The sequence below is a fragment of the Klebsiella sp. YJ genome, assembly GCF_002108615.1.
Classification (GTDB): domain Bacteria; phylum Pseudomonadota; class Gammaproteobacteria; order Enterobacterales; family Enterobacteriaceae; genus Klebsiella; species Klebsiella planticola.
Genome location: NZ_MTEG01000001.1, coordinates 298,867 through 310,793, shown reverse-complemented (window position 1 = coordinate 310,793; position 11,927 = coordinate 298,867). Strand labels below are relative to the sequence as shown.

At 43.3% G+C, this 11,927-nt stretch carries 8 protein-coding genes and 1 pseudogene; 2 read left to right on the top strand and 7 right to left on the bottom strand.

The window, feature by feature from the left end:
* Positions 1-289: 289 nt before the first annotated feature.
* The 3 genes and pseudogenes from BV390_RS01465 to BV390_RS01455 form a co-directional block, all read right to left on the bottom strand.
* Entirely contained in the window at positions 290-1,117 is an 828-nt protein-coding gene (locus BV390_RS01465) for a hypothetical protein (RefSeq protein WP_085396420.1), read from the bottom strand.
* The gene (locus BV390_RS01460; protein WP_085396419.1) at positions 1,117-2,001 is read right to left on the bottom strand and encodes an ion channel; all 885 of its coding nucleotides are present in this window, start codon (positions 1,999-2,001) and stop codon (positions 1,117-1,119) included. The genes BV390_RS01465 and BV390_RS01460 overlap by 1 nt, the downstream gene beginning before the upstream one ends.
* A 175-nt stretch (positions 2,002-2,176) precedes the next feature.
* Positions 2,177-2,779, bottom strand: a pseudogene (locus BV390_RS01455) (site-specific integrase).
* A 282-nt stretch (positions 2,780-3,061) separates the two neighbouring features.
* Between BV390_RS01455 and BV390_RS01450 the strand changes: the two are divergent.
* Both BV390_RS01450 and BV390_RS01445 read left to right on the top strand, forming a co-directional pair.
* On the top strand, positions 3,062-4,288 hold the full coding sequence (locus BV390_RS01450; protein ID WP_085396418.1) for an IS110 family RNA-guided transposase: 1,227 nt from the start codon (positions 3,062-3,064) through the stop codon (positions 4,286-4,288).
* A 181-nt stretch (positions 4,289-4,469) separates the two neighbouring features.
* Positions 4,470-6,455 carry an ATP-binding protein gene (locus BV390_RS01445; RefSeq protein WP_015689800.1) on the top strand — a complete coding sequence of 662 codons (1,986 nt, stop codon included), beginning with the start codon at positions 4,470-4,472 and terminating at the stop codon, positions 6,453-6,455.
* 481 nt (positions 6,456-6,936) lie between these two features.
* On the opposite strand, the gene BV390_RS01440 is transcribed toward BV390_RS01445, so the two are convergent.
* From BV390_RS01440 to BV390_RS01425, 4 genes are all read right to left on the bottom strand, one after another.
* Positions 6,937-8,163, bottom strand: coding sequence for a deoxyguanosinetriphosphate triphosphohydrolase family protein (locus BV390_RS01440; protein WP_085396417.1), 1,227 nt, complete (start codon positions 8,161-8,163; stop codon positions 6,937-6,939).
* A 381-nt stretch (positions 8,164-8,544) separates the two neighbouring features.
* Positions 8,545-8,832, bottom strand: coding sequence for a hypothetical protein (locus tag BV390_RS01435; protein WP_085396416.1), 288 nt, complete (start codon positions 8,830-8,832; stop codon positions 8,545-8,547).
* A gap of 106 nt (positions 8,833-8,938) precedes the next feature.
* Positions 8,939-9,685 carry a MobC family replication-relaxation protein gene (mobC, locus tag BV390_RS01430; protein WP_085396415.1) on the bottom strand — a complete coding sequence of 249 codons (747 nt, stop codon included), beginning with the start codon at positions 9,683-9,685 and terminating at the stop codon, positions 8,939-8,941.
* A gap of 10 nt (positions 9,686-9,695) precedes the next feature.
* Complete coding sequence (locus BV390_RS01425; protein WP_085396414.1) at positions 9,696-11,570, bottom strand: type IV secretory system conjugative DNA transfer family protein; 1,875 nt, start codon at positions 11,568-11,570, stop codon at positions 9,696-9,698.
* Positions 11,571-11,927: the final 357 nt, after the last annotated feature.

The following is an 11,927-nucleotide window of genomic DNA, read 5'->3' as shown; positions in this document are numbered from 1 at the left end:
GTAGGGACATGAGTGAGGCGGAGCGCAGACAGGGCGAGCACCGAACAGTCATGTTCCTGCAGTGGTATTAAAACAACCTCAAGGAGGGATTGATGTGTAGTTACTCCATGTGATTAATTGCATTGGCTCATATCGCTGTACAGCTTTCTCGTACAGTACACAGCCAAATATGACAGTCAGTTAAGAGCAAGGAGCAGACGTTTTCTCTGAACTGCCCTGTAAAGATTTTCCATTAGTAGCAACGAAGACTCATCAACTCTTCTAATGATTCTTTTTTGAAAAGATATCACTATGCATTTACCTTTATTACATGTCTATTGGTTTTAAAGTCTATTATTCTGGCTACATCAGATTTGATGCAGTATTTATTATAGTTGTGAAATCTAATTTTATCTAGAAAGCTGCTATCGTCGTATTCACCATTAAGTATAGCTCTTTCAATAAACCTCTCAGCCCAATAGTCTTTTCTGTACATTTGTTCCCAGTTTGTATTTCCTCCATTGAGGAATTTTACTGTTTTGCCTAGTATTGCCTGACATACATTTTCAATGTCCTTGATGCTTATATTCTCTATGTTTTTTATATCATTACGTCTATAGGAATATTTACCCTCACGGAGCAATAACATTTTATCACTATCATTTTGTGTTATGTGTAATTTTTCAATGGCATCCTCGTAACCAAATGAATAAATATCACTTAACGCATTTTTACAGTAAATGAAGTTTCTAAGAGAAACGTAAAGAACATCATACAACCACAATTTACCAACTAATGTATCCGGGTACCAAACTATCTCCTTAATGACATTAGCGGTATTTATGAGGGACTCTTCAATTTTTTCTTTTTTTGGACGATATCCTCTAAAAGAACTAAAAATTTTTTGGTCACCATCTAAATATTTTGAATCAATATCCAGATGTGTTAAAAAAAGTGAGCCTTTCTTACTCATCTTTTTTATGGTATCTAAAGAGTAGTACATTATCTCACCATGCACTTCCTTTAAAATCGAATAATCTGGTGGACTTCCTGACCAAATGCATACCAAATCCCTGTCACTATGAATATTTGTATCACCACGGGCAGCAGAGCCGCACTCAAGGATTAAATAAGACATTATCTTACAATCCTTTTGACAATTATTGCCGTAACAACAGCAAACCATATCATTGAGATAAGGAGGAAAATTATTGTAATTACCATAGGTATGGTTTCGAATTCAGGCCCAACATCACCATATCCAACAGTTGTAAATGAAACAACTGAAAAATACAGGGCCTTAAAGAAATTTTTCTCATGTGTTTTAAGATGTCCATCGATGATGTATGCAAAGCTACTGATCATCATTAAAGTTATAATTAATGCATTTTTGATTCCGTAACCATAACCTAGTATGTAGTCATACAAAAGACTTGTAAAAAACTTCTTTAATTGTCGCTTTTGCCCGCGTAAAAATTCATATCGCCTATAAAATTGAAATTTTCTATCAGCTTGCATTGCAAATTTTTCTTGATGCATATCCTTTGAGTTTTTATAAAGAGATTGGAAAAGCCAAGCATTAACATTTGCCCAATGCCAGTGCCACATCCATGAAAATTTGAAAGAAATCGGATCGATATAAGTTGTTATGAATTTTGTTTTATAAAAACTACACTCTGAGAAGGAGCATTTATGGAATTCACAGTCAGAAATTTCACTCCCATTAAATGAACAACTTATAAAAGAGCATCCTATAAATGTATAGCCTTTAATTCTTGATTGAGAAAAGATGCACTTATTGAAAGTTATATTCTTGACCCTTCGTTCTTTTCCGTTTGTGATTGTATCAGGAAAATCAATCTGTGATAACTCTATCTCATTAGAGTCAAGTTTGTTTATATTAAGTTTATTTGAGATGTGTTCATTTATTTTAGGCAGCGGAACATTGTCGCGTTGTTTCCAATGCCACACTCGAATTAACATTTCCTTCATAGCGCTCAAAACTAAATGTATTTTTTCCATATATTCATTTACAATCAGTGTGTTAGTGTCATTTTTATGCAATAGGTTTTATTCGACAGGTTCATTGTATAGATAATATCATACAAAATTATGTTAACAGATAGCCACTTGCAGAAACATATGTTTGAGTTACTTCTGCTTCTGGCACAGGGCTGCTGTTGCAGCCCTGACAACCTTAGGCTTCAATCGATTCAGAGATCTCTAACGCATCATCGACTTCGATTCCCAGATAACGGACTGTGCTTTCCAGTTTCTTATGGCCCAACAGATGTTGGATCACCCGGAGATTCTTGGTTTTCTTGTATATCAGGTAAGGTTTTGTTCTTCTCATGGAATGTGTGCTGTAAAGCGAAGCTTCGAGACCAAGCTTTTCTACCCACCCATGAAAAATTCGGCTGTATTGTCGGGTTGATATGTGCCGGTTAGTTCCGATCCGAGACCGAAACAAGAAGTCTTTACTGTGCAAATTGCCAAGCTTTAGCTATGCAGCAACAGCCTCTCTTGTCCCTTTGGTTATCTCAAATTGCACAGGGCTACCGGTTTTCTGTTGCAGCACCCTTGCTCTGCTTGAAACCGAGCTACCATATGCAACATCAGATACTTTGAGGTTCACCAGATCGCAGCTTCGTAGCTTACTGTCTAAGGCCATATTGAACAGAGCTAAATCACGCGTTTTACCTTCCAGTTCAAGCCGGATTCGAATCCCCCAGATATGAGATATCTGAAGTGGTCTTTTTTGACCTATGATACGGTCTTTATTCCACGGTGACATGTTCATACTCAAATCTCCTGCAATGTTGGAGATTTGAGTATGGTTGTCCCTTATGAGCGAGGTATAGTCATTAGCACCCTGAGAATTACACTTTTAAGTGATTCAGGGTATGCGCTTACTGGTTACGAATATTGAGCGAGAATCACGTGATGATCGCCGCTTTTCTTTCGAGCCAGTGGGTGCTCCACGTTCGCTAACGAATACTCAGGGCATGCAGATAAACTGCTGGCTATATTTCTTTCGAAGAACGTGGAATGCATACCAATCCCCGATAAAAAGGAGTTGGTGATGACTGCGACTAATCAATTTGCTGCGCATGTTGGTCTGGACTGGGCAGATAAAAAGCACGATGTCTGTGTTCAGTTTAAAAACGGTGAACGCACATTCCATGTGATTGAACATACGCCGGAAGCTCTTGATGTCTGGCTTACCGAGTTACACCAGAAGGTAAAAGGCAGGATCGCTATCGCCGTTGAGCTGAAGAAAGGTCCCGTGGTGTATGCTCTTCAGAAATATCCATTTATCACCGTTTTCCCCGTCCACGCTTTGTCCCTGGCTCGTTACCGGCAAGCCTTCTCGCCCAGCGGCGCTAAAGATGACCCGCAGGATGCCGAGCTGGCATTAGAGTTAATGCTGCGTTATCCCCAAAAGATAAAAGCCATTGAACCCGACAATGCGGATATCCGGTTACTCCAGCAACTGGTTGAGCAGCGCCGTCAGCTGGTTGCAGATAAACGCCGTTTTGTGAACCGGATAATCAACACACTTAAACAGTATTATCCTCAGCCACTGGAGTGGTTCTCACATCGGGGTAGCTTACTATTGTGTGAGCTGATTATCCGGTGGCCCAGTCTGCAACAACTGAAACGAGCGAGGCGCGACACGATCCGCAACTTTCTGAATGCCAAAGGTGGCCGCGCAATGGCTCTTACCGAGCAACGTGTTGCGAGTATTGATAACGCGATCCTATTGACTACAGACCCGAGCGTTATAGAGGCTAATGCTTTGATGGCAACAGCACTGGCGACACAAATTAAAGTCGTGAGTGAAATCATCAAAACCTATGACGAACGAATCGAAGCGTTGTTTGACACATTGCCAGATGCGGAGTTGTTCAAATCACTTCCGGGCATGGGGCCACGAATGCTTGCTGCACTTGGTGATAACCGTGACCGGTTTAACAGCGCTGAAGAAATTCAAAACTACGCAGGTATTGCACCGGTGACAGAACGAAGTGGCCAGAAATCTTGGGTTCACCGGCGATGGCAGTGTGCCAAGTTCGTCAGGCAGACCTTTGTTGAATGGGCTGCCAAGACGGTTAACTCATCATACTGGGCCAGACTTTATTATCAGGGACTGCGAGAAAAAGGAAAATCTCACCAATCTGCAATCCGGGCTCTGGCATTCAAATGGATAAGGATCATTTACCGCTGCTGGAAGACCAGAACCCAGTACGATGAAGCAAAATATTTGCTGGCTCTCGAAGCGCGCCACTCGCCCTTACTGAAGCCATAAAAAGCTTGTCGAATGTCTCAGGGCGTGAAGCAGACATTGCTTACAGCATTCTGTGTGAATCAACGGAGAGCAGATCACTTTAAAAAACTGGCCTGCTTTCTTTTCATGCATTAAAGTGATTGTAATTATTTGCTTTGATGTTTTTAACTCACTGATTATTTAGATAAAAGAGGGGTGGGGCATGGCTGAGAAATCTTTCAATGTTGAGGTTCAGATTGATTATCTAGATAAGGTTTCTAAATCATCTGCATTGCAGGCAGTCGCCGAATTGGTATGGAACGCTTTGGACGCTGATGCGGACAATGTCTATGTAGATTTGGTGGTTTCTGAGTTAGGACTCTCTCAAATATTAATCAAAGATGATGGGAAGGGTATTCCTTATGAGAGTGCTGAGAAGCTATTTAGCTCGCTTGGTGGATCATGGAAAAAAGACAAAATTTTTTCTGAAAGATCTCGATTTTTACATGGTAAGGAAGGACAGGGAAGGTTTAAAGCATTTTCTATAGGACGATTTGTTGAATGGAATACGACTTATTTCTTAGGCGATATTCTATATGAATACAAAATAAAAGGAACGGCAGATAATAAAAAAACAATCTCAGTTTCGGAGAGAATAGAATCAGATGGGGTTAACTCAGGCACGACGGTGTCTATATTTGAGATGCTTAAAAGCTTTACATCATTAACGCCTGAAAAGTTATCTGAATTCTTATCTGCCACACTTGCTTTGTATTTAAGTAAATATCCGGCAGTGAAGGTTTTTGTAAATAAAGAGCAGATCGACCCAGCTTCACAAATTTCATTCGATACAACCTATAAATTAGACGATGCTTTTTATTCTAATGAATTTCACCCATACGAACTTCAAATTATTGAATGGAAGTCAGTTAAGGATAATGAGATTTTTTTGTGCGACAAAGAAGGCTTTCCATTAATTAGTCATGAAAAGAAAGTTCGCGGAACAAGTGCATATTCATATTCTATTTATTTAAAATCCTCGCATTTGACTGAACTTTCTCATGCGGGCGTCATATCTCTAATGGAGTTAGAACCATCTTTAAAACCAGTATTACATCAGGCTGAATGCTTGATAAAAGAACATTTTAATAAAAGAGAGCACGAAAAATCTAGAGAGTTGATTGATAAATGGAAAAGTGAAGGTGTGTATCCATACAATGGAAAAGCTGTAAATATTGTGGAGGAGGCTGAAAGGAAAGTCTTCGACATTATGGCTCTGAATGTTATTCAATACATACCGCAATTTGATAATGGAGATTTTAAACTAAAAAAATTCCAGTTTAAGCTACTGAAGCAAATAGTCGGAAGTTGTCCTGATGATTTAAGAACCATACTCGAAGAGGTTCTTTCACTACCCAGTGAAAAACAAAATGAACTTGCTGAAATATTAAAGGACGCATCACTGTCAGCAGTAATCGGTGTTTCGAAAATTATATCTGACAGATTAAAGTTTATCTCTGGCCTTGAAAATGTATTGTTTAATAAAAGCACCCGAAAGATTTTCAAAGAAAGAAGCCAATTGCATAAAATAATGGCAGATAATACATGGTTTTTTGGTGAGTCGTTTACCTTGAGTGTGAGTGACAAATCATTGACAGAAGTGTTAAGATCACATTTAAGAACTATCGGTATTAATACGCCAGTCGATGAGAAAGTTACAAGAATCGATGGGCGTGTAGGCATTGTTGACTTAATGTTGACTAAGAGCATTGGCAAGAATTATCCCGACGAACGTGAACATATTGTTATCGAATTAAAGGCGCCTAGTGTTAATATCGGGCAGGCAGAAATTGAACAAGTAAAATCATATGCGTATGCGGTTGCAGAAGATGAAAGATTTAATGGTTTAAAAACCAAGTGGAATTTTTGGGTAATATCAAACGATCTGACAACTTATGCTCGCAGGGAATTAAAACAAACAAACCTGCCTGACGGTGCTATCTATCAAGCCGAAGAGATGACAATTTGGATAAAAACATGGTCGCAACTTATACAGGAAAACAAGCATCGATTGGGATTTCTCAGAGATCAGCTCAATCTTTCTTATGACCGTGAAGATGGTTTACAGTTTTTAAAGAAAAAGTATGCTGAGTATACAGAAGGTGTCGTATTCGATAATGAGCCTCAAGATATCGGTATAGAACAATAGTAAGCTCGCCAGTCACTTCTGGAGAGTAGATTGATGGATAATTATCTTATCATTGATGTGATGAATGCCTAAAAGGCCTCTGAATAGGAAAGAACGGCTCACGCACCTATGCTGTATTGGCAATGTGCGACATTCTGACCTGATCCATAAATATGGATTATGTAAGGTCCGCTCCTGGCACACACAGCAGTCATTACTCTCATTCGTGACGCTCCTTTTAAACTGCCCCGGAGGACGGATCGTTTTGACTAAATGCACTATCCATTATCCTCCGCCATTCACTAAGAGCATATGTTACGGGCTTAGCGACTGTCAGGCCGAAAATCAGCGTGAGGTAATACAAAAGCGGTTACCAAACGTATTGAAAAGCCTACCAGGATGCAAAAGATGCTGTTCCGGCAGGCTATCAAAACGGTCTTAAAACAGAACGCTGCACTGTAGTTGAAAGTAATTCATGCAGTATAGACGTCTATCGTTGGTGTTATTTCTTACAATGAGTTTCCCATTCCTTGACGGCGAATGTGTCCATCATGCCTGAAATGTAGTCAACCACAGCCCGCGCTTTTTTGGTTTTTAACTCATTCGGCTCTGTTTCAGATAACGAAGACTTGAGCTCAGGTGACAGAAACTTATAGTTGTCACCGGCATTATAAAACGCATATAAATCACTGATGATCTTATTTCCTTCAAACTCGTAAGTCAGTATGTTTCTTTTGCGCATGATGACTCTGAAGAGCAGCTTTTTGAGACCTTCAGCAAGTTCCTGTAACGTTTTGTACCCAAGCTCTTCATAACCATTTTTACTTTCAACGACGCCAATATCCATGACCAAGCGGTTAACGATATTGGACGTCAGCTCTTTTCGAAAAATTATGGCAAATTCTTCTGATGACTTCAGTAATGTTGCCTCAGATGCAGTTTTCTTGGACGTACTGACAATCTCATTGAAGTGCTTAAGAGCAACGTTGTAGTCTGGTGACTTGAGAAATTCATACTCAATATCTTCGATAGTCACCATGTTCCTGCTCAACGCATCTTCCAGGTCATGCGCCGCATAGGCGATTTCATCGGCGAGATCCATAATCTGCGCATCAATAGTTTTTTCACCCGCCTTCATGTCTAGTTGCTTATCTTTCAGCAACTGCGTATAGAAGGCATAGTCATCATCATAAATGAATTTATCTGAAGTGGATTTTGTATTTGGATACTTGATGACAGACAATAAGCTGCGGTAGGTGAGATCTAAGCCTGCACAGCGGGCATATTTTTTCTCGAGTTTTCTCAAGATACGAAGCGCTTGGGCATTTCCTTCATATCCGCCGATTTCAGCAGATAAGTTGTTAAGCTTTTTTTCCCCTGAGTGCCCGAATGGAGGGTTCCCAATATCATGGGCCAGTGCTGCCAGCTCAACAACCACGGGGAATTGCAATTTAAGATCTGATGCAATACTGCGTGCTATCTGTGCGACTTCAAGGCTGTGGGTTAAGCGGTTTCGGTTAAATTTCTCAGGATCTACTTCAAAAAGCTGCATTTTCCCCTGAAGCCGTCGGAATGAGGATGAGTAAAGAATTCGGGCATAGTCTCGCTGGTAATCATCTCTGTTTCGGACTTCAGAGCTGATATCAGTATGCTCACGGCTATGTCCCAGCGCATCAATCAGTTTTTGCTCTTGCTTCTTCGCAAAAGCTATTGTTTCGTCATCGTACATATTACTTCCTTGCTGTATTTGAAAAATCTCAACAGATAACTTCCCCTCTCTGTTCGAAAAGGGTGGCGGGTGAAGTTGAAATGCATAATGAGTGTTTTACATAATTCTTTATATTTTTATCAACTGCGTTTTGTGCTTTTTTGTATGCGGTCTGCCAAAAGCCCAGCAATTAGCCCTAAGAATCAGTTTTTATCGCCATGTTTTGCGTATACGATCGCCTGATACATCGGTGTAGAACGGGATTTGAGAGATTTTCTATTATTCTGGTGATCTGCCCTAATTTTGAAAATTTGTTGAGTTAACGATTTCCGCTTTTGGCACAAAGCTGCCTGTCAGATTAGGTTTGGCCCTATGTCGTAGTTGTGCCAGGTCAAGTCTGAGCTAGGACAAATTATCAATATCTTTCTGAAGCATCTGCAGCCGCTGTTCCAGGCTATCCAGTCTTTCTTCAATGTCATGACTTTGCTGCTCAATATCTTCCAGTGTTTCTGAGAGGACATCTCGTAGCAGCACAAAATTTGCATGTAGGGCATAGACAAAATCGTGGCCGCGAACCAGTAATGCTTCGCGCGGTATGTCCTGCAAAGCGGAATGCGTCATCCATGTCACCAGCGCTTTTGCGCTCATTTCGGTCAGTACGTCCGAAAGTCGGTCAGCTTCTCTGTTCATTTGGTGTCCTGTCTGTTCTGATTTTCAGGGAGTATTTCGAGGGGGATTTTTTCAGGTCGTTGCGCTGCGGGTTGGGTGGGTTGGAACTGTAAGTGATAGAGAAGAACTATATGCCGTGGTCTAAATCGAGCTGTTGCAGCTCGTCGAGCGTGTAGATGCGGAAGACATTCCGGTGGCGGGTTTCCAGCGGGATGTGCTGATGGTTAACGATGACGTGCCTGATACTGTCAAACAACCGTTCAAGACCGCGCTTTTTCTGCGGGTCCGGCACGATATAAAAAACGTAAATCCAGTCTTTACGGGTCCGTGCCAGTAAATGGCTGGCGATGATCGACTGGTAACGGGCTTTGGTTTTCAGGCGGCGCTCGGTCTCAATGGCGATCACGGTGCCGCCGGGCAGGGTGATCAGCCCGTCCGGTCGGTGACTGACCTGATACCGGCTGAGGAAGGTTGTGCGATCGCCGTTTATCCACCCTGATGCGCCTTTTTGCTCAAGGATGATACGGGCGGTCTGATTATCAAGGTGGTGCTCCAGCGTCCAGCCGGTAATTTTTGACGGCTCAAACCGCGCCGGGAAAAGCGCATCGTCGGGTGTTAATACAACGGCCAGTCCGTCACTGGTTATGCCCCACAATGAAATCTTCATCGTGCGCGATACCAGGACGTGCTTTTGTATTAAGCCCATGCCCTCGACTTTTGAAAGCAGGGAATACAGCGATTTATGATCCCTGAAGCCGAATAGCAGCATCAGCGTTTTAAAATCACTGTACGTTTCTTCTTTCAGGAAATTCAGCAGTCGTTGTATTTTTTCACGGTGTCGCGTCTGGCGTTCGCTATATGCGGTGATCAGCATCATTCCCCCTTTAAAAATCCAGCAATGATGGGTTTTCCTCTTTATCGGCGTTCGGTGTTGTTGTGTCTTCTTCGTCCGTATTATCAAAAAAAAGATCGGGTCGCGTTGTGGTGATATCCGTCTTTGATGCGGGTCCGGGGGAAGTTTCCTCCTCGTTAAAATCCAGGGTGATATTTACCGTTGCGGCATTGGCGGCAATCGCGGGCGACACGGCACAGATCTCCAGTTCGCGTTTTTTCACCCTGATGGGCGAAATCAGAGAAGCAGCAGGGAGAGTTTTTGTCGTGAAGATGAAGCTGACAAAATCGGGTAGGTTCAGGATCATATTGCTGTCGGTAAAGAAACGCTCGGCCTGTCTGATGGTGCGTTCACTGTCGATAGTCTCTGTCAGCACGGCATCGGTTTTGGCTTTGCGGACCTCATCGTCGACTAATATAGTGCCTGACATCCTGGCTACCCATTCCGCGGTATCCGGGTCCATGACCCGATAAACCAGTTTGAATTTGGCATTTTCAACGACCGCGCCGACTACGGCGTCGCCTTTCAAATCTGCCGGGCAGTCTTTTAAATCGGCAATCGACTGGTGGTCCATAATAATGTGTACGCCTTTATCGCGTGCGGCGCCTAAACCTTCCAGCGCGGGCCTGGATAAATGGTATTTCAGTTCGGAAAGATAAATAGCAATGGGGCGGGGCACTTTTTTCACTCGCTCGCGCTTTTCCGCTAGCTGATACAGGCGAACCAGCAGCATGCGCTGAGCGGTAATGATTTTGCTGTTGCGCATTGAGCCAATCACATAACAGCAACCGCCTTCCTTAAATATCGTATTAAGCGAAAATCCAGTGGGGGCATTAATGGCATTGAGTAAAGCCAGCTCTTCAATTTTCCCGAAAAAGGCTTTTATCTTATCTGCAATACCCTGAACGTAGTCGCCGTTATAAACATCCCGAATGGTTGCGGTGGTATGTTGATTAACAAACTGCGCGGCTATTCGGGCCGCTTTCCGGTCGTCAATCCGATAAAAGTCAGATTCCTGACCTTTCTCTGCCAGGCTGAACCCGGCAACGAACAATTCTTCCAGTTCATCTGGCGTAATATCTTCAATCAGGTTTAACTGGTATTGGGGTTTACGCAGGTCAATCAGGGCAAAAGGTTTGCCTGCATCCTCACAGGCCTTGCGGTAAAGGTGGGGTGCCCATTCATCATCCTTGGGGTCCATCACAAATACGCCTTCGCCGGCCAGAATACTTTGATAAAGCAATATCCCGGTGGCAACGCCCTTACCGGCGCCGGTGGTGCCGATAATATCCGCGTGTTGTTTTTGCCAGTCTTTTAACGGCAGGTACATCGGCTGAATATCGCGGTCCATGCCGATAAATAACCCTTTGTTCAGGTCGATATAATCCAGCGGGTCATAATGCAGTGTTTCCGGCAGCAGTGATTTCACCGTACGGACATCGGTGCGTAATTCCCGTTCAAGCGTGGTTTTCCTGACGAGGCGTGTCTTTATTTTGTCTAACTCAGGTGTTAATACTCTGCGCAGCAGAATATGCAAAATAAAACCCGTTACGGTAAAGGCAATCAGCACCGGCCATGCCAGAACGGGAACGCGGGTAACTATTCGGCCCTGATAAAGCCACTGAAAAATCCAGATAACAACGGGCCCCATTGTGCCAGAGAGAAAGCACAGCAGGGAAAAAGCAATAATCAGCTTTTGCCACAACGGGGCTTTTTGCCGTTCATCGCTTTTCATCGACGCGAAAAACGGCATCGTCAGCCCCGATAACAGCGCCAGCATCAGCTGATGCTGTTGCATAAAAGCCATGAAGCTCAGCGCGCCATTCACTATCGGCGACAGTGAAACGGCCAGCTTATTCAAAATCACGATGCCTCCTTCGTCAGCAGTTCGCCCCATGACATCGCCCCATCAATTCGCCCCACGGTGTCGGGCGAAAAGGCGGGGCGAGCGTCAGGGACGAAGAAGGTGGCCGCGTTGCGGCCATGTGCAGGAAAGCATGCTTCCCTGCACCAAACGGCGTGCGCCAGTTCATGCGGGCTGGACGCCCTTATGATATGTCGCATGGGGGTAATGTCGCGGCTGGACGCCGCGACATTACCCCCCAACGTCAACGGCGGCACACCGTCGCCCGCTACGCGCGACCACCCCCTTTAAGACGGTCGCTTTCGCCTTTTTCTTCCCTTTGCTCGTTCCTCGCAGCGGGAATAAAAGGGAAGCTGACCT

What these genes read in the sequence shown, in the direction of transcription:
- BV390_RS01465 (WP_085396420.1), bottom strand. Translation starts at nt 1,117, where the DNA reads ATGTCTTATTTAATCCTTGAGTGCGGCTCTGCTGCCCGTGGTGATACA.
- BV390_RS01460 (WP_085396419.1), bottom strand. Translation starts at nt 2,001, where the DNA reads ATGGAAAAAATACATTTAGTTTTGAGCGCTATGAAGGAAATGTTAATT.
- BV390_RS01450 (WP_085396418.1), top strand. Translation starts at nt 3,062, where the DNA reads ATGACTGCGACTAATCAATTTGCTGCGCATGTTGGTCTGGACTGGGCA.
- BV390_RS01445 (WP_015689800.1), top strand. Translation starts at nt 4,470, where the DNA reads ATGGCTGAGAAATCTTTCAATGTTGAGGTTCAGATTGATTATCTAGAT.
- BV390_RS01440 (WP_085396417.1), bottom strand. Translation starts at nt 8,163, where the DNA reads ATGTACGATGACGAAACAATAGCTTTTGCGAAGAAGCAAGAGCAAAAA.
- BV390_RS01435 (WP_085396416.1), bottom strand. Translation starts at nt 8,832, where the DNA reads ATGAACAGAGAAGCTGACCGACTTTCGGACGTACTGACCGAAATGAGC.
- mobC (WP_085396415.1), bottom strand. Translation starts at nt 9,685, where the DNA reads ATGCTGATCACCGCATATAGCGAACGCCAGACGCGACACCGTGAAAAA.